This window comes from Desulfosporosinus sp. SYSU MS00001 (assembly GCF_049943955.1).
GTDB lineage: Bacteria > Bacillota > Desulfitobacteriia > Desulfitobacteriales > Desulfitobacteriaceae > Desulfosporosinus.
Genome location: NZ_JBNFTW010000003.1, coordinates 343,390 through 365,377 on the forward strand (window position 1 = coordinate 343,390; position 21,988 = coordinate 365,377).

Annotated in this window: 24 protein-coding genes; all 24 read left to right on the plus strand. The window is 45.5% G+C overall.

The genetic code is table 11. From position 1 onward, the window contains the following. The 24 genes from secY to ACPUYX_RS08325 all read left to right on the plus strand — a co-directional run bounded on the left by secY (nt 1) and on the right by ACPUYX_RS08325 (nt 21,809). Nucleotides 1-1,287: a preprotein translocase subunit SecY gene (gene secY / locus ACPUYX_RS08210; protein ID WP_426379210.1), complete on the plus strand. Its 1,287-nt coding sequence runs from the start codon at nt 1-3 to the stop codon at nt 1,285-1,287. Between the two features lie 13 nt (nt 1,288-1,300). After that, a complete protein-coding gene (locus ACPUYX_RS08215) occupies nt 1,301-1,942 on the plus strand; it encodes an adenylate kinase (RefSeq protein WP_426379211.1) in 642 nt (213 codons plus the stop codon). 6 nt (nt 1,943-1,948) lie between these two features. Next, a complete protein-coding gene (map, locus tag ACPUYX_RS08220) occupies nt 1,949-2,695 on the plus strand; it encodes a type I methionyl aminopeptidase (protein ID WP_426379212.1) in 747 nt (248 codons plus the stop codon). A 39-nt stretch (nt 2,696-2,734) separates the two neighbouring features. Continuing rightward, nucleotides 2,735-2,953, plus strand: a complete 219-nt coding sequence (infA, locus tag ACPUYX_RS08225) for a translation initiation factor IF-1 (RefSeq protein ID WP_014825592.1) — start codon at nt 2,735-2,737, stop codon at nt 2,951-2,953. Nucleotides 2,954-2,971: 18 nt separating this feature from the next. Next, the gene (gene rpmJ / locus ACPUYX_RS08230) at nt 2,972-3,085 is read left to right on the plus strand and encodes a 50S ribosomal protein L36 (RefSeq protein WP_083995862.1); all 114 of its coding nucleotides are present in this window, start codon (nt 2,972-2,974) and stop codon (nt 3,083-3,085) included. 93 nt (nt 3,086-3,178) lie between these two features. Next, nucleotides 3,179-3,550 (plus strand): 30S ribosomal protein S13, encoded by a 372-nt coding sequence (rpsM, locus tag ACPUYX_RS08235; protein WP_047808647.1) that lies wholly within the window; start codon nt 3,179-3,181, stop codon nt 3,548-3,550. 18 nt (nt 3,551-3,568) lie between these two features. Continuing rightward, on the plus strand, nt 3,569-3,958 hold the full coding sequence (gene rpsK, locus ACPUYX_RS08240; protein ID WP_308894339.1) for a 30S ribosomal protein S11: 390 nt from the start codon (nt 3,569-3,571) through the stop codon (nt 3,956-3,958). Between the two features lie 13 nt (nt 3,959-3,971). Then, nucleotides 3,972-4,601 carry a 30S ribosomal protein S4 gene (rpsD, locus tag ACPUYX_RS08245; RefSeq protein ID WP_426379213.1) on the plus strand — a complete coding sequence of 210 codons (630 nt, stop codon included), beginning with the start codon at nt 3,972-3,974 and terminating at the stop codon, nt 4,599-4,601. Between the two features lie 69 nt (nt 4,602-4,670). Continuing rightward, on the plus strand, nt 4,671-5,618 hold the full coding sequence (locus ACPUYX_RS08250) for a DNA-directed RNA polymerase subunit alpha (protein ID WP_047808649.1): 948 nt from the start codon (nt 4,671-4,673) through the stop codon (nt 5,616-5,618). Between the two features lie 24 nt (nt 5,619-5,642). After that, nucleotides 5,643-5,981 (plus strand): 50S ribosomal protein L17, encoded by a 339-nt coding sequence (gene rplQ, locus ACPUYX_RS08255; protein WP_426379214.1) that lies wholly within the window; start codon nt 5,643-5,645, stop codon nt 5,979-5,981. A 72-nt stretch (nt 5,982-6,053) separates the two neighbouring features. Then, entirely contained in the window at nt 6,054-7,502 is a 1,449-nt protein-coding gene (locus ACPUYX_RS08260; protein ID WP_426379215.1) for an ABC transporter ATP-binding protein, read from the plus strand. A 14-nt stretch (nt 7,503-7,516) separates the two neighbouring features. Then, nucleotides 7,517-8,281, plus strand: a complete 765-nt coding sequence (locus tag ACPUYX_RS08265; RefSeq protein ID WP_426379216.1) for an energy-coupling factor transporter transmembrane component T family protein — start codon at nt 7,517-7,519, stop codon at nt 8,279-8,281. A 31-nt stretch (nt 8,282-8,312) separates the two neighbouring features. Continuing rightward, a complete protein-coding gene (gene truA, locus ACPUYX_RS08270) occupies nt 8,313-9,098 on the plus strand; it encodes a tRNA pseudouridine(38-40) synthase TruA (protein ID WP_426379217.1) in 786 nt (261 codons plus the stop codon). A gap of 269 nt (nt 9,099-9,367) precedes the next feature. Beyond that, the gene (rplM, locus tag ACPUYX_RS08275) at nt 9,368-9,799 is read left to right on the plus strand and encodes a 50S ribosomal protein L13 (RefSeq protein WP_426379218.1); all 432 of its coding nucleotides are present in this window, start codon (nt 9,368-9,370) and stop codon (nt 9,797-9,799) included. Nucleotides 9,800-9,823: 24 nt separating this feature from the next. Beyond that, nucleotides 9,824-10,219, plus strand: coding sequence for a 30S ribosomal protein S9 (gene rpsI / locus ACPUYX_RS08280; protein ID WP_047808654.1), 396 nt, complete (start codon nt 9,824-9,826; stop codon nt 10,217-10,219). Nucleotides 10,220-10,348: 129 nt separating this feature from the next. After that, nucleotides 10,349-11,077 (plus strand): N-acetylmuramoyl-L-alanine amidase, encoded by a 729-nt coding sequence (locus ACPUYX_RS08285; protein ID WP_426379219.1) that lies wholly within the window; start codon nt 10,349-10,351, stop codon nt 11,075-11,077. Nucleotides 11,078-11,345: 268 nt separating this feature from the next. Beyond that, on the plus strand, nt 11,346-12,512 hold the full coding sequence (locus ACPUYX_RS08290; protein ID WP_426379220.1) for a M20 family metallopeptidase: 1,167 nt from the start codon (nt 11,346-11,348) through the stop codon (nt 12,510-12,512). Between the two features lie 189 nt (nt 12,513-12,701). After that, entirely contained in the window at nt 12,702-13,727 is a 1,026-nt protein-coding gene (argC, locus tag ACPUYX_RS08295; RefSeq protein WP_426379221.1) for an N-acetyl-gamma-glutamyl-phosphate reductase, read from the plus strand. Nucleotides 13,728-13,745: 18 nt separating this feature from the next. Beyond that, the gene (gene argJ, locus ACPUYX_RS08300) at nt 13,746-15,008 is read left to right on the plus strand and encodes a bifunctional glutamate N-acetyltransferase/amino-acid acetyltransferase ArgJ (protein ID WP_426379222.1); all 1,263 of its coding nucleotides are present in this window, start codon (nt 13,746-13,748) and stop codon (nt 15,006-15,008) included. A gap of 17 nt (nt 15,009-15,025) precedes the next feature. Beyond that, complete coding sequence (gene argB, locus ACPUYX_RS08305; RefSeq protein WP_426379223.1) at nt 15,026-15,922, plus strand: acetylglutamate kinase; 897 nt, start codon at nt 15,026-15,028, stop codon at nt 15,920-15,922. 51 nt (nt 15,923-15,973) lie between these two features. Continuing rightward, complete coding sequence (locus tag ACPUYX_RS08310; RefSeq protein WP_426379224.1) at nt 15,974-17,188, plus strand: acetylornithine transaminase; 1,215 nt, start codon at nt 15,974-15,976, stop codon at nt 17,186-17,188. A 78-nt stretch (nt 17,189-17,266) separates the two neighbouring features. Beyond that, complete coding sequence (gene carA, locus ACPUYX_RS08315) at nt 17,267-18,367, plus strand: glutamine-hydrolyzing carbamoyl-phosphate synthase small subunit (protein WP_426379225.1); 1,101 nt, start codon at nt 17,267-17,269, stop codon at nt 18,365-18,367. Beyond that, nucleotides 18,357-21,551 (plus strand): carbamoyl-phosphate synthase large subunit, encoded by a 3,195-nt coding sequence (gene carB / locus ACPUYX_RS08320; protein ID WP_426379226.1) that lies wholly within the window; start codon nt 18,357-18,359, stop codon nt 21,549-21,551. The genes carA and carB overlap by 11 nt, the downstream gene beginning before the upstream one ends. Continuing rightward, complete coding sequence (locus tag ACPUYX_RS08325; protein ID WP_426379227.1) at nt 21,552-21,809, plus strand: hypothetical protein; 258 nt, start codon at nt 21,552-21,554, stop codon at nt 21,807-21,809. Nucleotides 21,810-21,988: the final 179 nt, after the last annotated feature.

A 21,988-nucleotide genomic window follows, 5' to 3' on the forward strand; every position in this document is an offset into this window, starting at 1 on the left:
ATGATTTTCGATTCCCTGAAGAATGCGTGGAATGTAGCGGATCTCAGGAAGAAAATCGGTTACACTCTTCTTATGTTCCTGATCTTCCGTATCGGAGCACATATTCCCATTCCGTATGTTAATCATGAAGTTTTAAAGAATATGCTTGGAACTGGGGGCATGTTCGATTTTATGGACACGCTCTCAGGGGGTTCCTTCAAAAGACTGACAGTATTTGCCTTAAGCATTACTCCTTATGTTACAGCTTCTATCATTTTACAGTTGCTGACGATAGTAATCCCATCTTTAGAAAGACTCTCTAAAGAAGGCGATTATGGCCACAAAAAAATTACCCAATATACACGATATTCTACCGTTGCTTTGGGTTTTGTTCAGGCCTTTGGTCTTACCTTTGGGATTCGCAGCGCCTTAATGATTCCCAACTCCTCTTGGAAGTGGGCAATTTACATTTTGGTGGCTCTCGTCTTAACTGCGGGTACAGCATTTTTAATGTGGCTTGGTGAAGCGATAACAGAAAACGGTGTCGGAAATGGTATCTCGCTGATTATTTTTGCAGGTATTGTTTCTCGTGTACCTGATGCTCTAAAATACTTGTATAGTTTGTTTACGGTCAATGAGATCAACGTCTTTTCGCTTCTTGGACTGGCAGTCATTGTGGTATTTATTATTGCAGGAGTTGTCTATGTTCAGGAAGGAACTCGACGAGTGTCGGTTCAATATGCGAAACGAGTTGTTGGTCGCCGGGTCTATGGAGGACAAAGCAGTCACATCCCCTTGAAGGTTAATCAAGCCGGTGTTATTCCGGTTATCTTCGCGATTTCTTTGCTCGCGTTTCCGCAGACGATTGCAACATGGATGCCAACTTCTGGATTTGCGAGATTTGTCAACACTTGGTTCAGCATGAATGGCTCGGTTCAGTCCATTCCGTATTTGCTGGTCTACGCAGTGCTCATAATATTCTTTACTTACTTCTACACGGCTGTTACCTTTAATCCAGTGGATGTAGCAGACAACTTGAAGAAGTATGGAGGATTTATCCCTGGCCTTCGTCCTGGGCGTCCTACGGCTGAATATCTGTCCAAGATTCTTAGCCGCATTACGCTGGCAGGCGGCATATTCCTTGCATTGATAGCAATTCTACCGACAATAGTCATGGGACTGACGGGTCTTAAAAACATCTATTTTGGTGGTACTTCCCTTTTGATCGTAGTTGGGGTTGCGCTTGAAACGATGAAACAGATCGAATCCCAGCTTATGTCAAGGCATTATCAAGGGTTTATGAAGTAAAGGAGGAATAGAGATGAAAATTATATTAATGGGCGGTCCAGGAGCAGGTAAAGGTACTCAAGCAAATCCACTGGTGGAAAAATTCCATTTTCCTCATATCTCCACAGGTGATATGTTCCGTGCAGCAATTAAAGAAGGAACTGCTTTAGGTCTAAAAGCGAAATCTTATATGGATGCCGGCGGATTAGTTCCGGATGAAGTTACCATTGGAATTGTTGCTGAACGATTAGCACAGCCGGATTGTGCTGAAGGGTTCCTTCTTGATGGGTTCCCTCGTACACTGGCTCAAGGGAATGCTTTAAATGAGATCTTGGATCGTCTTGGCATGAAGCTTGATGGCGTCATCAATATCGAAGTAGCCGAGGATGTCTTAATTCCGCGTCTAACCGGCCGCCGTGTCTGCCGCAAATGCGGAGCTTCATATCATATGGTTTTCAATCCTCCCCAACAGGAAGGCGTCTGTGGTCAGTGCGGCGGAGAGCTTTATCAACGCTCAGACGATACTGTGGAAACTGCCAAGAATCGCTTAAACGTTTATAATCAACAGACAGAACCCTTGATTAATTTCTATCAACAACAAGGACTGCTGAAACGCATCAATGGCGATCAGCCAATCGATAAGGTCTTTGCGGATATTCTCAAGGCCTTGGGCTAATTAACCATGATAGAGCTTAAAAATGCAAGCCAGTTTAAGAGGATGCGTAAGGCAGGAAAAATTGTGGCAGATACCCTCGCATTAATGCGTGAGGTCGCAAGGCCTGGGATTACAACTCTTGAATTGGATCGCAAGGCAGAGGAATATATTCGTGCTCAAGGTGCAATTCCTGCATTTAAAGGTTACAATGGGTTTCCGGCAACACTCTGCACATCGGTTAATGAACAGGTTGTTCATGGAATACCAAGTTTAAGGAGTTTAGAATCTGGAGATATTATCAGTATTGATTGCGGAGCGGTCATTGATGGATATTTCGGAGATGCTGCTGTTACTCTGCCAATCGGAGATGTTGATGAAAATCTCCTAAAACTCTTGAAGGTAACTGAAGAATCATTAATGTTCGGTATTGCTCAGGCGAAAGTTGGAAATCGACTTTATGATATATCACACGCAGTTCAAAAGCATGTGGAAGACAACGGCTTTTCGGTTGTGCGTGATTATGTCGGGCACGGAATTGGCCGAGCCATGCACGAGGATCCGCAGATCCCTAATTTTGGCAAGCCTGGCCGGGGGCCACGACTCGAGGTAGGTATGGCCTTGGCTATTGAGCCCATGGTGAACATGGGGACGTATGAAGTGCTGACGCTGAAGGATCACTGGACTGTGGTCACGAAAGACAAGAAGCCGTCGTCTCATTTCGAGCACACAGTCGCAATTACGGAAAATGGCTTGGAAATTCTGACTCGAAGTTAGGTCTATACCGTAGGATTGTCAGAGGAGGGGAATTTAAGTATGTCTAAAGAAGACGTTATTGAAGTAGAAGGTAAAGTATTAGAGCCATTGCCAAATGCGATGTTTTCCGTGGAATTGCCCAACGGACACAAAGTATTGGCCCATGTCTCAGGTAAAATACGCATGAATTTTATTAGGATTCTTCCTGGTGATCGGGTGACGGTGGAACTTTCTCCCTATGACCTGTCACGGGGCAGAATCACTTATAGGTTTAAGTAAGTCAAGGGAGGGATTACGGTGAAAGTAAAGCCTTCTGTTAAAACCATCTGCGAAAAATGTAAAATTATTCGCAGACATGGCAAGATCATGGTCATTTGCGAAAACCCAAAGCACAAACAACGCCAAGGGTAAACAGTTTCGGTTGCGCGGCTGATTGGAGATTTTCTCTAATGCACCGATTTTTATAATGGTAAGAGCTGAAAACATTGGAGGTGTAAATTTTAGATGGCACGTATCGCTGGGGTTGATTTACCGCGCGAGAAACGCATAGAAGTTGCCTTGACCTATATTTATGGCATTGGGCTTCCGACTTCACATAAGATTCTCGCCAAAACAGGTGTGAGTCCAGATGTCCGAGTGCGTGACTTGTCAGAGGACGAAGTCGGCAAGCTTCGGGAAGTTATTGATAAAGAGTTTAAAATTGAAGGCGATTTGCGTCGCGAAGTTTCCCTCAATATCAAGCGTCTGATGGAAATTGGTTGCTATCGTGGTTTGCGTCATCGTCGGGGACTTCCCGTAAGAGGACAACGCACGAAAACCAATGCTCGTACTCGCAAGGGTCCGGCTAAAACTGTCGGAGCAAAACGTAAGAAGTAATAAGGAGGGATAACCGAGATGGCACGTAAAGTTGTCCGGACAAAGCGCCGGGAACGTAAGAATATTGACAGTGGAATTGCCCATATCAAGTCCACCTTCAACAACACCATGGTGACCATTACGGATACCAGCGGGAACGCACTCTCCTGGTCAAGTGCAGGTTCCTTAGGGTTTAAAGGTTCACGTAAAAGCACACCATTTGCAGCACAAATGGCTGCTGAGACTTGTGCAAAGGCTGCAATGGAACATGGTTTGAAAGATGTTGAATGTTATGTAAAAGGTCCTGGAGCAGGACGTGAGGCTGCCATTCGTGCTCTGCAAGCTGCAGGCTTAGAAGTTAATTTGATTAAAGATGTGACACCGATTCCACATAATGGTTGTCGGCCACCAAAACGCAGAAGGGTATAGGAGGTGTGTAATCATGGCTAGATATACTGGACCAGTTTGTCGCTTATGTCGGCGTGAAGGTATGAAGTTGTTCCTTAAAGGGGAACGTTGCTATACTGGAAAATGTGCTATTGACCGTCGTGCTTACGCCCCCGGACAACACGGTCAGGCTCGTGGCAAGAAGCCTACTGAGTATGGTCTTCAGTTGCGTGAAAAACAAAAAGCCCGTCGTTTATATGGTGTCATGGAAAAACAATTCCAACACTATTTTGATGAGGCAGCTCGCCGCAAAGGAGTTACCGGTGAGAACTTATTAGTCTTGTTAGAACGACGCTTGGATAATGTCGTATTCCACTTGGGTTTTGCTTCATCCCGTCCGGAAGCCCGTCAACTCGTGAGTCATGGTCACTTTACCGTGAATGGTAAACGAGTCGATATACCTTCCTATTCAGTACGTGTTGGTGAAGTTGTTGCTGTCAAAGAAGGCAGTAAGAGTTCACCCAGAGTGAAACAACTTCTGGAAAACTTGGGATCACGTTCTGTACCGGGATGGTTAAGCCTGGATGCAAATGCAGCTACAGGAACCATTGTTGCGCTTCCTACTCGTGAAGATATTCAACTTCCAATTCAAGAACACCTCATCGTGGAGAAATACTCCCGTTAATGTTGACGTTCTGCCCTTATGGGTCGGATGGTTTGTATATCAAGTTCTCGAGAAAGAAGGTGCATTCCGATGTTAGAAATCGAGAAGCCCAGAATCGAGTGTGTCGAGCGTTCTGAAGATGACTCCTATGCAAAATTTGTAGTTGAGCCTTTGGAAAGGGGTTACGGGATCACCTTAGGAAACTCACTAAGACGGATCCTGTTATCCTCTCTTGAAGGGTCAGCGGTTACATCAGTCAAAATTGAAGGGGTACTCCATGAGTTTTCCACGATTCCGGGTGTCTTAGAAGATGTCACTGACATCATTCTTAATTTAAAGTCCTTAGCCTTAAAAGGCTATACTGACGAACCCAGAGTCATTCGTTTAGAATCCCAACATGAAGGGATTGTGACGGCGGGAGATATCATAACCGACCCAGATATTGAGATTCTAAACCGTGACTTAAAAATTGCTACTTTAGACCATGATGGCCGATTATTTATGGAAATGACTGTAGAACGCGGACGTGGTTACGTTTCTGCAGACCGAAATAAAAAGCCTGATCAAGTTATAGGAGTTATCCCTATTGACTCTATCTTTGCTCCTATTTACAAGGTTAACTATACCGTAGAGGACACTCGGGTAGGGCAAACTACGGATTATGACAAGTTAACCCTTGAAGTATGGTCTAATGGCAGTATTTCTCCAGAAGAGGCTACAAGTTCGGCTGCAAAAATTTTGAGCGACCATTTGCGCCTCTTTATGGGACTTACAGATAAACTCAATAATGTTGAAATCATGGTAGAAAAAGAAGAAGAAGCTAAAGATAAAATCCTCGAAATGACCATTGAGGAATTGGATCTGTCTGTCCGTTCTTACAATTGCTTGAAACGTGCAGGAATTAACTCCGTTGAAGAGTTAACTCAGAAAACGGAAGAAGACATGATTAAAGTACGTAACCTTGGTCGTAAATCTTTAGAAGAAGTGGAATTCAAGCTTAAAGACTTAGGTTTATCGTTCCGCCCATCTGAGGACTAATTCGGTGCAAAAGGAGGGAAAGTAATGCCTTACCGCAAGTTGGGAAGAAATTCAGGTCATCGCGGAGCAATGTTACGTAACATTGTCACTTCCCTATTACAACACGAACGTATTGAAACGACCGAAGCACGCGCCAAGGAACTTAGTTCAATTGCTGAAAAGATGATTACGCTTGGAAAGCAAGGCGATCTGGCAGCACGTCGCTTAACGATGTCTTATCTGATGGATGAGGATGTCGTTAAAAAATTATTTGATACCATTGCGCCAAAGTATGCTGACCGTCAGGGAGGCTATACTCGTATTATGAAACTCGGCATGCGCCGAGGAGATGCTGCGTCATTGGTTATCGTTGAACTCGTCTAGAAGCGAGTTGCTAAAGGCCGGGTTGCTTACAGGTTAAGCACCCGGCCTTTGCTAACTTTAGGGAGTGGTATCTTGAACTCACCGAAGGTTCTTGAACTTCAAAACGTTTGCTATGGTAACATCCTCAAAGGAGTTACCATGAACTGGCGGCAAGGGGAAATCATTGCCCTGATGGGTTTGAACGGTGCCGGTAAATCGACTATTGCCCGTTTGTTTGCTGGTCTAATTGTACCCAATAAAGGTGAGATCCGCTTACAGCAAAATGGAAGTGTTCTTCCCTGGGAGAGTGTTGAACGATGGCGGGAGATAGCTTTTATAGGCCAACATCCACGGCGTCAGACAATCGGGGCAACAGTTGCTGAAGAGTTGGGTTTCGGTTTAATTAACCTCGGAATGGATCAAGAAACTGTGCGTCAACATGTGTCCCAATTGACAAACGAGATTGGGCTGCAGGGAAAAGAGAATCAATCACCCGCGACACTATCCGGCGGACAACGACAAAGACTTGTCACAGCAGCGATCCTAGCACTTCAACCATCCTTTTTAATTTTGGATGAAGCGTTAAGCATGCTTGATGCCAAAGCTCAAGAGAGAATTTTAGAGCTCCTAAGAAAAGCGCGGCCTACGACAGGACAGCTATGGATTACCCACGATTCGGAACTGGCACGACAGGCAGACAGATTGCTTGTTCTTGCTGATGGATTTCTTGTTGATTGGGGCAACCCCAGAGATGCTTTTAAGCATTATTATGCTGAACTCTCAATGTTTGAAACGAAGCTGCAAAATCAAGGATCTTCAGAGTTGAAAGCCAGACCAATGAAAGAGGATCAACGTCCGATTTTAGTATGGGAAGAGGCAGATTTTTTTTCACGTCTAAAGATTGATAAGTCTATAAGACCCGGTGAATTTTTGGCAATTGTGGGACCTTCGGGAGCTGGTAAAACAACAATTTTAGAAAGCGTTTATGGCTTTACCCTGCCGTCAGAAGGGCGCTTATCGGTTAACGGAAAAGTAATGAACAAGCATAATATCGGCGATTTGCGACGAAAAATGGGCTTCGTCCTGCAAGAGGCGGGAGAATATCTAATCGGCCGCAGTGTTTGCGGAGAAATATTTTACGACCAGCAAAAGTCTGCTCCAAAATCTCTCAGCCTAGAGCAGGGATTGTATTTGAACCGCTATGGGATCCCTGATTATCTGGCAAGGGTTGCTCCTGAAAGGCTAAGCGGAGGCGAGCGACAAAAAGTAGCTTTGGCAGCCGCCATGAGGACCTTACCGGAGATTCTGCTTCTGGATGAACCGTTGCTTGGCCTGGATGCTAAGAGCAGGGAGAGTATCCAGAGGCTGATTTTCTCTCTCCAGGACATTACAATTCTTTTCGTAACCCATGATCTTAGAGACGTGTTGGGAGCAGCAGACAGGATTTGGCTCGTCGAGAACGGCGAAGTGGCGCTTGACTGCCCCGTCGAGGAGTGGAGCAGCTATCAGGACAAATTCATCTGTTCTGGGGTTCGTTGTTAAGAGGAGGAGAGGCGATGAATTCTCATGAACTCTATTGGTTCAGCGATAGTGTTCTCCATCGGCTGGACCCAAGGCTAAAGGTGGGTGGATTGGCGATCTTGTCACTCCTCCTGACGCTGACTCGCTGGCAGGGGTTAGTTCTGACGTCATTGGCACTAATGGGGCTGGTGATCATAAGTCATACGCCTTTGAGGTTATTTCGGGGGATGACTTTTGTCCTCATCTGGTTAGGGCTATTTTATGGCTTTGCTGCGGGGTGGGTCTGGGGTCAATCAGCTTCCTTCTGGCAGGGGCACTGGTCGAAGGTTGGTTTATTGCAGGCTGTTCTAATGCTCTGGCGAATAACCTTAATTTTTGGTTTGACCAGGCTTTTTGCGGCAGTAACCCTTCCTATGGAACAAGGCCTGGGAATTGTTTATTATTTCGCACCACTGACTAGACTTTCAACTAAAGCAGCAGAATTTGCCCTCTTGCTGACTCTGACCTTGCGTTTTATTCCGCTCCTGGGTGAAGAAGCTGCGTTAATCTGGAAGGCGAGAATGATAAAGGGAAATTGGCCAGTCACATGGCTGCAGCGCTCATGGGAGATATGCCAGCTTGTTGTTCCCATAATTCTTATTAGTTTAAAGCGAGCAGAAGAACTTGGGGAAACTATGTTAGCCCGCGGATATGGTTCAGGCAGCTTTAGAACCTTCTTAATTCATGAAAGAACCGCTACTGACCGTTGGGGCGGAATTGCTGTTGGACTATGGGGATTGCTGCTGTTAATCTGGCACTAAAACGGGACTTCGTGGAGGTTGGTGGCATACGATGCGAAACATACGGCTCAAGGTAGCCTATGACGGTACAAATTATCATGGTTTTCAGCGCCAGATCGAGACAGCCGGTCCTACGATCCAAGGAACCTTAGAAGACGTATGGAAACGACTGGTGGATGAAAAGGTGACTCTAGCTATGGCTGGACGGACTGACGCCGGTGTTCATGCCTCCGGCCAGATTGTTAATTTCGAAACAGAAGCAAGAATACCGGAAGATAAAATTCCTAAGGCTTTTAATAGTTTGCTGCCTAAGGATATACGTATTCTTCTGGCAGAGAATGTCCCTTTCGATTTTAATGCGCGCTGGTCTGCTATGTGGAAGCGCTATGATTACCAGATTGATAATCGGCGGATACCGGAGGTTTTTAAACGGTTATATACCTGGCACATTCCCGTACCTCTTAATAGTTCCAACATGCAAGCGGCAGCAAATTTTCTGGAAGGAAGGCATAATTTTAAAACCTTCGCTGCCGCCGGAGGTGACAGCAAAACTTTTGAAAGAACGCTTTATCGCTGTCAGGTACGGTTTGATCAGGATTTGATCTATGTAACTTGTGTTGGAGACGGATTTTTGTATCATATGGTACGAATTATTGTTGGTACACTCGTTGATGTGGGAAAAGGGCGAATTGTCCCGGAAGAGATACCGGATATTATTCGGAGTCAGGAGCGGAGACGTGCCCGCTTGATTGCTCCCGCTCATGGTTTGTTTCTGACCCATGTGAATTATACTGAGGAAAGCCCTTTTGAAGTATTTCCCGATCTTAATTCTAAGTGAACTTCCAGATTGCTTGCCGTTTTGACCTTATGAACGCTCTTTTGTCGGCGTGAATCGTCGTATCAGAGTCTGGAAGAGGAAAATCGTCTTTCAAATTGAACTTGACAAGGAATTGACTTGACAAGAAAAGAAAATCTAAATAAAATAGCATTATGAGTTTTTATGTCATGGTTGTGCTTGAGCCCCATAACTTTGGCATATCACGAGCATGATTGAGCCCCATGAGCGTGAAACAAAACGGAAAACTGATAATTTTTGGAGGGAAAGTCATGACTACGTTTTTTGCGAAGGCGCAGGACCAAGAGCGCAAATGGTATATCATTGACGCTGCAGGTATCCCTTTGGGCCGTGTTGCCACAGAAGCGGCACGTATCCTAAGAGGTAAACATAAACCAACTTTTACCCCGAATGTCGATACAGGGGATCACGTTATTATCATTAATGCAGAAAAGTTATTACTTACGGGTAATAAACTAAATGCTAAACTTTATCGTCGTCACTCCGGCTTTCCTGGCGGATTGAAAGAGATCCCTTACAAGAAGCTGATGAAAACAATGCCTGAACGTGCGATGGAACATGCTGTTAAGGGAATGCTTCCTCATAACAAGTTGGGCGCTCAAATGTACACTAAGTTAAAAGTGTATAAGGGAGAATCACACCCTCATCAAGCTCAACAACCTGAAGTTTGGACAATACAGTAGGTATAGGAAGGAGGAAGAATAACTATGGCAACTCAATTACAATATGCGGCAACAGGCCGCCGCAAGAACGCTATTGCTCGCGTTCGTCTTATTCCCGGTGAAGGGAAATTTACGATCAACAAACGTGAATTATCGGAGTACTTCGGTAAGAAAACTTTAGAAATGATTGTTCAGCAACCTTTTAATATAACGGATACTCTTGCTAAATATGATGTTATCGCCCTTGCTCACGGAGGCGGAACTACCGGTCAAGCCGGTGCAATTCGTCTCGGAATAGCCCGCGCTTTATTGAAGGCTGATGCAAGTCTTCGTCCAAGCTTGAAACGCGCCGGTTTCCTGACTCGTGACCCACGAATGAAGGAACGTCGTAAATACGGCTTGAAGAAAGCCCGTAAGGCTCCACAATTCTCCAAACGTTAATCATCAGAACCCCTCAGACCTTCTTGGTTTGGGGGGTTTTGTCTTTTTAATCTAAAGTAACCTACTCAACGAATATTTTTCTCCCTCTCCCCATATTGTAGTGACGGAATAGATGGGGAGGGTGAAAAAATGAAAACAATCCGGGTAGTTGCTTTTAGGCCTCGCAAAGTGTTAATCATAGGCAGCATTCTAATGGTTTGTCTAATTCTTGCTGCGACTTGGAAATTTGAAGGCACAAACCAGAAAATTTGGAGCTGGACCCTTGGTCATCGAGTGGTTGTTATTGACGCAGGTCATGGCGGAGTTGATCCCGGGGCCGTAGGAAAGAACAAAGTCTTAGAAAAAGATATTACCTTAGCGATAGCGAAACGTCTGCAAGCTCATATTCAGCAAAGCGGCGCAAAAACAATTATGGTACGTGAAGAAGATAAAGATTTAGGAACATCCCAAGGACTTTTAAAACGGAAACGAGAAGATTTAGCTCAACGAATTCAATTGGCACTGGAAGCTCAGGCCAATGTATTTATTAGTATTCATGCTAATAGTTTTCCCAATGAAAAATTGACTGGAGCTCAAACGTTTTATAATGCAGATTCAGCGGAAGGAAAGTTATTAGCGCAAGCTATTCAAGAAAAATTGAATCTTATGACAAAGGGGAAACGGGTTATTAAAGCAAATAAGGATATCTATATTCTCAAAAAGGCACATCAGGCAGCTGTCACCGTTGAAGTTGGTTTCTTATCGAACCCTGCAGAAGAGAAATTATTAACGACTCCGGAGTATCAGGAGACATTGGCTGTCGCAATTTATCAAGGATTAAATGAGTATTTCAGTAAACAAAAGGCAACTCAGAATTGAATCAAGACTTGGACATCGTTCTACTCGTTCAGTTTAAACTGAACAACGTGAGACTTCGCTAAAGAAGTCGAGGAAGAAACAGAATATTCGTTGCGCCGAAAATGAATTGTAGGTAAAATAGTATTAGAAACGAAATTAACAATCGTTCGTATTTGTCGCCGGAAGCAAGGTTTAAACAAAATACTTTTTGAATAGGTATGCAGTAAGCCTTAGAGATTTAGGGGAGATATCAAGGGACTGAAAAAATAAGCAGAGAGATGGGATGTGCATGGATGCCATAAAGGCTTTTTATCGAGATCAGGCACAGCATCTGCACAAAGAAGTGTGGGAAATTGCTCGTCAGATCGGTGAGCACCCGGAACTCGGATATAAAGAATACTTCGCTTCTGAGGTGTTAAGTAATTTCCTGAAAAAGCATGAGTTTGAGGTGAAGAAAGGAGTTGCGGGAGTAGAAACTGCTTTCTTGGCTTGTTTTAAAAGCAATATTCCCGGACCTAAGATTGCCTTTCTGGCCGAGTATGACGCTTTGCCCGGGGTTGGCCACGGCTGTGGACATAATTTAATTGGTGCCGCCAGTGCCGGAGCGGCTGTAGTATTAAGCAAGAGTTTGGAACTCCCTGGGGAAATTATTGTGGTTGGCAGCCCGGCCGAAGAAACCAGCGGAGCTAAAGTGACACTGGTCGAAGAAGGAATGTTCAAAGGTGTCGATGCCGCCATAATGTTTCATCCCGGAAGTCAAAATGTTCCTGTGATTTCCAGCCTGGCTTTGGATGCTTTGGAATTTACCTTTCATGGCAGGGCTGCTCATGCGGTTGCGGCCTCCTATTTTGGAATAAATGCCCTCGATGCAGTGATCAATTTCTTTGTGGGTATTAATTCTCTCAAAAAGCAAATCCCTCAGGACATGAAGATCAATGGAGTTATTACTGAAGGAGGCACGGTTCCCAATATTATTCCGGATCGCGCCGTTGCTCGCTTTTACCTCCGGGCGCGGAAGCGAAAAGACCTTGATGAACTGCGGGAGCAAGTCATTCGCTGCGCCGAAGGGGCAGCAGCGATGGTTTCTGCCAAAATGACTTGGAAGAAATTCGAATTTTCTTACGACGAAATGCGCACAAATTTAACCTTGGCAGATTGCTTTACAAAAAATCTGCGAGAATTAGGGATTCATCATATTGCTCCTCCTCAGACGGCAATGGGTTCAGTGGATATGGGCAATGTCAGTCGGGCGGTTCCAGCAATTCATCCTTATTTAGCCTTGGGCAGCGGGACAGAGATACCACATACTAAAGAATTTGCGAAGGCGGCTCTGTCTTCGGAAGGGGAAAAGCTTGTTATGCTGGCAATGCAAATTCTTGCTTTTACTGGATCCGATGTACTGCGGGACAAAAAACTGCTGCAGCAAATTAAGAAAGAGTTTCGATCCAAAAGTTGAATCTGTTCAGCAAGAATAATGAATAATAATTGGGGATAAATTGTCATAAACTAAGGCAAGTTAACCCTGATCAACGATTTAAAGAAAAAGAGGCTGGTTAAGACAGGCTCTTTTTTAATGGGGGGCATTGAATTATTATACGTACAAATGTATAATTATGAAAACAAAACATGAGTGGAGGAAATGACAATGAGAGTTGGTGTACTAGGGGCCACGGGGTATGCAGGACAGGAATTGGTACGGCTCTTGCGTCGCCATGAAGAAGTTGGTGAGATTGTTCTTTCATCGTCTAGTGTGGCAGGTCAAGGGTATGAGGAAGTTTATCCGCACTGGAGCGGTCAAAATATTGGTATTTTGCAAGATGAAGATGTTCCTGATCTTGATGTTTTATTCTGTGCTCTTCCTCATGGCTTGACAGCTTCCAGGGCAAGAGCATTTCTTGATCGCCATATAAAGGTTGTTGACTTAGGAGCGGATTTTCGCTTGAATTCAGCCCAAGTTTATGAGGAATGGTACAAGTTAAAGCATCCCGACGCAGATTTGCTTAGTAAGGCGGTGTATGGTTTACCAGAGTTATACCGCGAGAAAATTAAAGGTCAATCTTTAATTGCCAATCCTGGCTGTTATCCTACGGCGACCTTATTGGCCCTTGTCCCTCTGCTGAAAGAGCGTCTGCTTCAGACGGAAATGTTGGTCATCGATGCTAAATCGGGTGTTTCGGGTGCAGGTCGAGGGGTTTCTTTAGGCAATCACTTTTCAGAGGTTAACGAAAATTTTAAAGCCTATGGAGTGGCTAGCCATCGCCATACTCCTGAAATAGAGCAAGAACTTTCCCGGGCGGCCGGTCAGCCATTAACGATAAATTTCACCCCTCACCTGGTGCCCATGACACGGGGAATGTTAATCACCATCTATGCCAAGGTTAAAGAGGGAATCAATGAACCAGACTTGAGGAACTGCTGGTTAAAACACTATGAGAACGAACAGTTTGTTCACCTTTTGCCGCAAGGAACCTGGCCTCAGACGAAATTTTCCAGCGGCAGCAATCACGCCTTTTTGCAATTAACTGTAGATCGAAGAACCGGTAATGCAGTTATAGTATCTACTATCGATAATTTGATGAAAGGCGCTGCAGGGCAGGCAGTGCAAAATATGAATCTGATCATGGGATGGGCGGAAGAACAGGGAATAAGCGGGACAGCGCTCTGGCCCTAAGTGAAGGAGTATGAGACTATGAATAATACGGTTGAACCTTGGAAACAAATTGCGGGCGGTATCGCGGCAGCGCAGGGATTCTATGCCGAAGGTGTAAAAGCAGAGATTAAATATCCGGACAAATATGATGTGGCGTTAATTTATTCAAAAGTTCAAGCTCAAGCTGCAGGGGTCTATACCAAAAATTTGGTTAAGGCCCATCCTCTTTATTTAAATCAGCGTCATCTACAGAATGGAGTGGCTCAAGGTATTGTCATTAATAGCGGCAATGCCAATGCCTGCGTCGGTGCGTTTGGAGACCAATCTGCTGAAGCAATGGCTGAGGCAGTAGCAAAAGCTGCAGCAATTCCTCCGGACGATGTGCTTGTGGCCTCAACCGGCGTGATTGGTGTTGAAATGCCCCTTGAACGAGTGTTAACCGGTATTAAAAACGCCGGTACGGAGTTGTTCAATACTATGGAGAAGGCTTCCAAAGGAAAACTTGATGCTTCTTTAACGGAAGGAGCTCATCGAGCAGCCTTAGCTATTATGACAACAGATACCGTCGTGAAAGAATATGCTTATGAACTTCCTTGTTCTCAAGGAGGGATTATCAAACTTGGGGCCATGGCTAAAGGTTCCGGAATGATTCACCCGAACATGGGAACGATGTTAGGGTTTCTGACAACCGATGCAGCGGTTCCCTCGTCGGTTTTGCAGCGTCTTCTCCGTGAAGCGGTTGAAGAGAGTTTCAATATGGTGACTGTGGATGGAGATACGAGTACCAATGATATGGTGTTGATTTTAGCCAATGGTGTGTCTGGGATTGCACCAAATGGCGACGATATGGTTAACTTTGAAGCTATGGTCAAGGCGATGTGCATACAACTGGCTAAAGATATTGCCCGTGATGGGGAGGGTGCCAGTAAGTTTATGGAAGTAGAGGTTACTGGTGCTAAAACAAAGGAGGATGCCCGTAAAATTGCTCGCAGTATTTGCGGATCCAGTTTGGTCAAAGCCGCTTTGTTCGGGGAAGATGCCAACTGGGGAAGGATTTTGACTGCCGCAGGTTATTCCGGTGCAGACTTTAATCCGAACAGTGTTGATATTTTCCTGGGTAGTTTGGCCGTAGCTCAAGCAGGGAAAGGGATTTCTTTTTCCGAAGAAACCGCAAAAGAAATTTTACAGCACAAAGAAGTAGAAATACGGTTAGTTTTAAATGATGGATCGGAAAATGCTACAGCCTGGGGTTGTGACCTTACCCATGAGTATGTCACGATCAATGGGAGTTATAGAACCTAAGAGCGGAGGCGGAGGAAATGACCCCGATTGAAGAGGGAATTGGCAAAGCCGGTGTTTTGGTGGAGGCTCTGCCCTATATTCAAAAATTCGCAGGGAAGACAGTCGTCATTAAATATGGTGGGCATGCTATGGTAGATCCGTTACTCAAGGAATCTGTCATGTTAGATATTTTGCTTTTGCATTCCGTGGGGATCCGTCCGGTTTTGGTTCATGGCGGCGGACCTGAGATTAATTCAATGCTGAAAAAGGTGGGCATTGAGAGCCATTTTATCAAGGGCTTGCGAGTTACCGATGCGCAAACGATGGAAATAGCCCAAATGGTTTTAGTAGGGAAGCTGAACACAGAGATCGTCGCTATGTTGAACCGTTTTGGCGGCAAAAGTGTTGGCTTATCCGGAAAAGATGCTCAGCTCTTAATGGCAACCAAGAAACCTCTTAAAATGGAAAATAGTGACGGAACCATGGAAGAAATCGATTTAGGCCTTGTCGGTGAGATCCAAACAGTGACACCTAGTATTTTAAATACTCTGTTAGAGCAAGGATATATTCCTGTAATCTCTCCGGTCGCCAGCGGTGAAAACGGGGAAACCTTCAATGTCAATGCGGATACCGCCGCGGGAAAAATCGCGGAAGCCCTGAAAGCAGACAAAATGCTGTTGTTGACCGATGTGCGTGGTATTCTCCGTGATGTGGGAGATCCGGGTTCACTAATCTCAACTGTTACTCGCGATGAAGTAGATACGCTGATTGAAGAAGGAGTTTTGCAAGGCGGAATGCTGCCTAAAGTTGAGTGTGCTGTGTCCGCCTTAGAACAAGGGGTAGGCAGTGTCCATATCCTCGATGGGCGAATACGCCATGCTATTCTCCTGGAACTATTTACTGACGGCGGTATAGGAACAATGTTTAAGGACTAAGAGACTATATGAAATGCCGAATTTGAAATCGAGATAGGGAGGAATGAGACAATGACACAGTTAGAAGGTTTATCCACAGAGGCCATCATTGAGCGTGGGAAAAACGTGGTTATGAATACTTATGGCCGCTTGCCTATGACCATCGTTAAAGGGAAAGGCGTTTGGGTTTGGGATACTGAAGGAAAACGCTACTTGGATTTTTTAACGGGGTTAGCCGTCAATTCTTTGGGACACAGCCATCCGGCGATTGTGCAGGCTATTCAAGAACAGGCTGAAGAACTATTGCATACTTCAAATTTATATTGGATTCCCAATCAAGTTGCTCTCGCAGAGCGTTTAGTGAAGCATTCCTTTGCTGACAAAGTGTTCTTCTGCAATAGCGGGGCTGAAGCCAATGAAGCGGCTTTTAAGCTGGCTCGCAAATATGCCAAAGAAATGCACGGCGATCATAAATATGAAGTAATATCCCTGGAAAACTCTTTTCATGGGCGTACTTTGGCAACCTTAACCCTAACAGGCCAAACTAAGTATCAAAAAGGGTATGCTCCTTTGCCTGTCGGTTTAAGTTACACGGCTCTTAACGATTTGGAAGGGTTAAAGGCTAAAGTCAACGAAAATACGGCTGCGGTCTTTATTGAACCAATTCAAGGTGAAGGAGGAGTTATTCCTTGTTCCAAGGAGTTTCTCCAAGCTGCGCGGGACCTGTGTGATCAACACGGCGCCTTGCTAATTTTTGATGAAGTACAGTGCGGCGTAGGAAGAACCGGTAAGCTCTTTGCCTACGAGTGGAGCGGAGTGACTCCCGATATTATGACTTTGGCCAAGGCTTTAGGGGGCGGTGTTCCCATGGGTGCAATGCTGGCCACCGATAAGGTCGCAAATGTGTTTCAGCCTGGAGACCATGCTTCAACCTTTGGCGGCAATCCTTTGGCTACAGCAGTCGGATGTGCAGTTTTAGACATTATGCTTCAAGACGGATTTTTTGCGGGTGTTCAAGAAAGAGCAAACTATTTTCGACAAGGACTGGAACATCTGGCACAGAAGTATCAAACAGGAGACCCTATCCGAGGGCAAGGCTTTATCCTTGGCTGGCCGGTCTCTAAGTTTGGCCCGGAAATAGTAGCTCGTTGTCTCCAAAAAGGATTACTCATTAACTGTGTAGGCGGCAAGACTCTGCGTTTTCTTCCTCCACTGATCGCGGAAAAACCTGAAATTGATGAGGCTTTGCAACTATTAGACGAAGTGTTTGCTGAACTTTGGAAGTAGTCCGGAAAAAGAAGATTTATTGTGCAACATGTAGAGACAAGGCAGAACGAATTTATTGATGATCCGAGGAGGGATGAAATGAAGGCAGCACTCGTTCTTGAGACAGGCAAAGTTTTTATGGGGGAATCCTTTGGAGCTTCTGGCGAGACCTGGGGTGAAGTGGTCTTTAACACAGGAATGACGGGTTACCAGGAGGTACTGACAGACCCCTCATATGCCGGGCAGATGGTCTGTATGACCTATCCTCTCATCGGAAATTACGGAATCAACAAGCAGGATAATCAGTCTGAAAAAGTCCAAGTACAGGGATTTATCGTCAAAGAGGCCGCCCTTAATCCCAATCATTGGCAGCTCGAAAAAAATATCTCGAGAACATTGGCACAAGCCGGCGTTGTAGGGATTAAAGGGATTGATACCCGTGCCCTGACCAGAATTATTCGCGAATATGGGGTTCTGCGTGGTGTGATCACAACCCGCCTGGAACACCTTAACGAGATAACCGCCAATCTAAAAACCTGGCAAGTTCCGGAGAACGTTGTAGCAGACGTCAGCACCAAGAAAATATATACCTTGCCGCCTACGAAATCAGAAAAAGGCTCCTTTCATGTTGTGGTTATGGATTTCGGGATCAAAAAAAATATTCTGCAGGCCATGCAGGCTCAGGGATTTCAGTTGACGGTTGTTCCCTACAACACCTCGGCAGAGCAGATCCTCAAGCGGCGTCCTGATGGGGTATTCCTTTCCAATGGTCCAGGTGATCCTAAATGTGTTCAGGCAGGGATCGAAACAATTCGTAACTTGATTAACCAACGTCCTATTTTCGGTATTTGTCTCGGCCATCAACTCTTGTCGTTGGCCTTAGGAGGCGATACCTATAAGATGAAGTTTGGACACCGGGGAGGAAACCAACCTGTACAGGAACTTGAGACGAAGCGGGTAACGATTACTTCCCAGAATCACGGTTATGCGATTTCTGAGGACAGTTTAGCTCAGACTCCTTTATATGTAACCCATCGCAATCTCAACGACCAAAGTGTTGAAGGGGTTAAACATCAGGATTTACCCGTATTTTCTGTTCAATATCATCCGGAAGCCGGTCCCGGCCCGAGTGAATCTCTATATTTATTTGATGAGTTTGCGCAATTAATGCAGGAATGGAGGGCTCAGCATGCCTCTTAATCCGGCTTGGAAAAAGGTCCTTGTCATTGGGTCAGGGCCGATTGTCATCGGGCAAGCCGCAGAATTTGATTATGCCGGTACTCAAGCCTGCAAAGCTTTACGGGAAGTGGGCTTAGAGGTGGTTTTAGCAAACAGTAATCCGGCCACGATTATGACTGATGTTACAATGGCTGATCTTACGTACATCGAACCACTTTTGCCTGAATCCCTAGCCAGAATTATTGAAAAGGAAAATCCCGACGCCTTGCTGCCAACTCTGGGGGGGCAAACGGGTCTTAACCTAGCCATGGAGTTGGAACGCAGCGGCGTGTTAAAAAAATACGGTGTTGATTTGATTGGCTGCAATGCGGAAACGATTTATAAGGCGGAAGACCGTGATGCCTTTAAAGAAACTATGCTTGCTCTTGGTGAGCCTGTAGCTGAAAGTACGATTGTGACAACCCTTGATGAAGGGAAAAACTTCGCCCGGGGCCAAGGCTTCCCGCTGATTATTCGGCCTGCCTATACTTTAGGTGGAACAGGCGGCGGAATTGCTAAGAATTCCAAACAATTAGAAGAAATTTTACATCGAGGACTGCAAGCCAGCCCCATAGGTCAATGCCTTCTTGAGCGAAGTGTAGCGGGTTGGAAGGAAATTGAATATGAAGTCATGCGGGACGACGCTGACAACTGTATTACAATTTGTAATATGGAAAATATAGATCCCGTCGGTATCCATACGGGAGACAGCATTGTCGTAGCACCTTCGCAAACGTTGAGTGATGTGGAATACCAAATGCTGCGATCATCGTCCTTAAAAATTATTCGGGCTTTAGGTGTCAACGGAGGGTGTAATGTTCAGTTTGCCTTGAATCCGGTGAGCCGGGAGTATGTGGTCATCGAGGTTAATCCTCGGGTGAGCCGGTCCAGTGCTCTGGCCTCCAAAGCAACGGGCTATCCCATTGCCAAAATGGCTGCCCTGCTCTCTGTCGGTTTTACGCTTCCGGAATTAACGAATCCTGTTACCGGGCACACGAGCGCCTGCTTTGAGCCGGCCTTGGATTATGTTGTTGTTAAATTTCCGCGCTGGCCCTTTGATAAGTTTCCGGCGGCAGACCATCGCTTGGGCACACAAATGAAAGCAACGGGCGAAGTTATGGCGATGGAACGAACCTTGGAAGGTGCTCTCTTAAAAGCAGCCCGTTCCTTGGAAATCGGAAGTGTAGGCCTTCGTATTGCTGCTTCCGGGGGCTGGACAGAGATGGAAATTGAAGACAAGCTGGCTTCAACAGACCATGAACGTTTTTTTGCGATTGCCGAAGCTTTTCGCCGGGATTGGACGAGTTTAGAAGTTCAAATGCTTACGCAAATTGATCCCTTCTATTTAGCTAAAATTAAGGAACTGGTATCTTTGGAACGCCGCCTTCAAGGTGAGCCCTTAACTTCGGAATTGCTGCGCCTGGCTAAGGTCAAAGGGTTTTCGGATTTAGCCGTTGCCAAGCTGACGGGGCGGACGGAGGAAGCGGTAAGGAATTTGCGGATGGAACTGGGGATAATCCCCGTCTTCAAAACTGTAGACACTTGTGCCGCGGAATTCGCCTCGGCAACTCCTTACTATTATTCTTCTTATGAAGAAGAAGATGAGGGCGAGGTAACTTCCGGTCCTAAAATTGTTGTTTTGGGTTCTGGACCGATTAGGATTGGGCAAGGGATTGAGTTCGATTATTGCTCCGTCCATGCTCTTATGGCTTTGCAAGGGGCCGGTGTAGAAGCAATCATGGTTAATAATAATCCTGAAACAGTTTCTACGGATTTTGATACGGCGGATAAACTCTATTTTGAGCCTTTAACTGTCGAAGATGTGCTTCATGTTTTGCATAAAGAGCAAGCAGACGGCGTGCTTGTTCAATTTGGCGGACAAACAGCCATTAATTTGGCTGGCCGGCTTGAAGGCGCTGGAGTAAAGATTTTTGGTACACCGGTAGATTCCATTGACCTGGCTGAGGATCGGGAACGTTTCGCCGAGCTGTTATGCCGCTTAGGAATCCCCCAGTCTGAAGGCCGCAGTGTGACCTCTATTACTCAGGCTGCCACTGTTGCGGAGGAACTGGAATTTCCGGTGATTGTCCGCCCCTCCTATGTCATTGGAGGACGTGCCATGCAAGTCGTCTATACTCTTGAAGAACTGAAAGACTACTTGCGTCGGGCTATCTACCTCTCACCGGAACATCCGATCTTAGTGGATCGCTATTTAGATGGCAAAGAAGTCGAAATTGATGCCGTTTCCGACGGAGAGACCACGGTGATCGCCGGAATTATGGAGCATATAGAACGCGCCGGTGTCCATTCCGGGGATAGCTTAGCGGTCTACCCTCCCCAAAGCTTGACTCCTTCCGAAATTGACCAGATTCAGGATTATACTTGCCGCTTAGCTTCTGGAATCGGCATTCGAGGACTCATCAATATACAATTTGTCGTTGTCCGCGGCAAAGTGTATGTCTTGGAGGTTAATCCCAGAGCAAGCCGAACGGTGCCCATTCTTTCTAAGGTTACGGGAATTCCTCTTGTGAATTTAGCGGTTCAGGTTGCCTTAGGCAAGTCATTGCAGGAACTGGGCTGCAAACATGGCCTTGCTCCCGAGATGCCCTATGTTGTCGTTAAAGCCCCGGTTTTTTCCTTCGAAAAACTGACCAAAGTTGAAACTTCCCTGGGACCGGAAATGAAATCAACGGGGGAAGTCCTGGGAATGGACACTCAGTTCGGCCATGCTTTGGCCAAAGCCTTTGCAGCCTCGCGAATTCCTCTGCCGCAGGATGGCAGCATATTAGTATCTGTGGCTGAAAAGGACCGTCCTGAGGCTATTACTCTTGCCCGGCAACTGTCTCAGCTTGGTTTTGGGGTTAAGGGGATCGGCGATACGGCCAAGGCTTTAGCCCTCTGCGGTGTAGAGGCTGACGTTGTCAGTGAATCAAGTCAGGCTTTACAGGAAGCTATTCGACAGCGCGAGTTTTCATTTATCCTTAGCACACCGACAAAAGGAACGACTCCGGAACATACAGGTTATTTGTTAAGACGTTTAGCTGTTGAACATGGCGTACCCTGTTTTTCCTCAATGGATACTGCAAAAGCAGTTGTGCGTGCGCTGCAGGAGATTAGAAGCCAGACAAAACCGCAAGTGCTTTCGCTGCAGGAATATTTAGCTTAGTTGCTTGCAATAATCGGAAGCGAATTTTCTTCAGCTAAAGCTGAACATCGGGGCTTTGGCGGCGAAAGTGTCCTGTGGACGCTTTCGCCGAAAGCACCTAGCCCATATGCTATGGCGCTGAAAGATGGACTCTATCCCCACCGAAGCGGAGAACGGGGCCGCTCCCACTTTAGAAGTGGGAGTCTTACGATTGGATACAAAAAACTCCTGGATGACACTTTAGTCAAACAGGAGTTTTATAATATTCAATTATTATAGTTTTGTACCCCATAATCATATTCTTTCAAATATGGTCCATCGAATTTAGAAATTGGGGCATGATAACATGAGCAACGTTGTTAATACCCTTCGCAATACTAAGTTATTTGGGCAAAAAACTATACATTTTAACTATTGCATTTTTATGCATTAATAAGTATAATAATACACATTGAAGG

Coding starts and splice junctions, on each gene's coding strand:
- ACPUYX_RS08285 (WP_426379219.1), top strand. CDS start 10,349: ATGAAAACAATCCGGGTAGTTGCTTTTAGGCCTCGCAAAGTGTTAATC.
- ACPUYX_RS08310 (WP_426379224.1), top strand. CDS start 15,974: ATGACACAGTTAGAAGGTTTATCCACAGAGGCCATCATTGAGCGTGGG.
- ACPUYX_RS08290 (WP_426379220.1), top strand. CDS start 11,346: ATGGATGCCATAAAGGCTTTTTATCGAGATCAGGCACAGCATCTGCAC.
- rpsM (WP_047808647.1), top strand. CDS start 3,179: ATGGCACGTATCGCTGGGGTTGATTTACCGCGCGAGAAACGCATAGAA.
- carB (WP_426379226.1), top strand. CDS start 18,357: ATGCCTCTTAATCCGGCTTGGAAAAAGGTCCTTGTCATTGGGTCAGGG.
- infA (WP_014825592.1), top strand. CDS start 2,735: ATGTCTAAAGAAGACGTTATTGAAGTAGAAGGTAAAGTATTAGAGCCA.
- truA (WP_426379217.1), top strand. CDS start 8,313: ATGCGAAACATACGGCTCAAGGTAGCCTATGACGGTACAAATTATCAT.
- rplM (WP_426379218.1), top strand. CDS start 9,368: ATGACTACGTTTTTTGCGAAGGCGCAGGACCAAGAGCGCAAATGGTAT.
- secY (WP_426379210.1), top strand. CDS start 1: ATGATTTTCGATTCCCTGAAGAATGCGTGGAATGTAGCGGATCTCAGG.
- map (WP_426379212.1), top strand. CDS start 1,949: ATGATAGAGCTTAAAAATGCAAGCCAGTTTAAGAGGATGCGTAAGGCA.
- rpsK (WP_308894339.1), top strand. CDS start 3,569: ATGGCACGTAAAGTTGTCCGGACAAAGCGCCGGGAACGTAAGAATATT.
- ACPUYX_RS08215 (WP_426379211.1), top strand. CDS start 1,301: ATGAAAATTATATTAATGGGCGGTCCAGGAGCAGGTAAAGGTACTCAA.
- rplQ (WP_426379214.1), top strand. CDS start 5,643: ATGCCTTACCGCAAGTTGGGAAGAAATTCAGGTCATCGCGGAGCAATG.
- ACPUYX_RS08250 (WP_047808649.1), top strand. CDS start 4,671: ATGTTAGAAATCGAGAAGCCCAGAATCGAGTGTGTCGAGCGTTCTGAA.
- argC (WP_426379221.1), top strand. CDS start 12,702: ATGAGAGTTGGTGTACTAGGGGCCACGGGGTATGCAGGACAGGAATTG.
- carA (WP_426379225.1), top strand. CDS start 17,267: ATGAAGGCAGCACTCGTTCTTGAGACAGGCAAAGTTTTTATGGGGGAA.
- argB (WP_426379223.1), top strand. CDS start 15,026: ATGACCCCGATTGAAGAGGGAATTGGCAAAGCCGGTGTTTTGGTGGAG.
- ACPUYX_RS08265 (WP_426379216.1), top strand. CDS start 7,517: ATGAATTCTCATGAACTCTATTGGTTCAGCGATAGTGTTCTCCATCGG.
- rpsD (WP_426379213.1), top strand. CDS start 3,972: ATGGCTAGATATACTGGACCAGTTTGTCGCTTATGTCGGCGTGAAGGT.
- rpsI (WP_047808654.1), top strand. CDS start 9,824: ATGGCAACTCAATTACAATATGCGGCAACAGGCCGCCGCAAGAACGCT.
- argJ (WP_426379222.1), top strand. CDS start 13,746: ATGAATAATACGGTTGAACCTTGGAAACAAATTGCGGGCGGTATCGCG.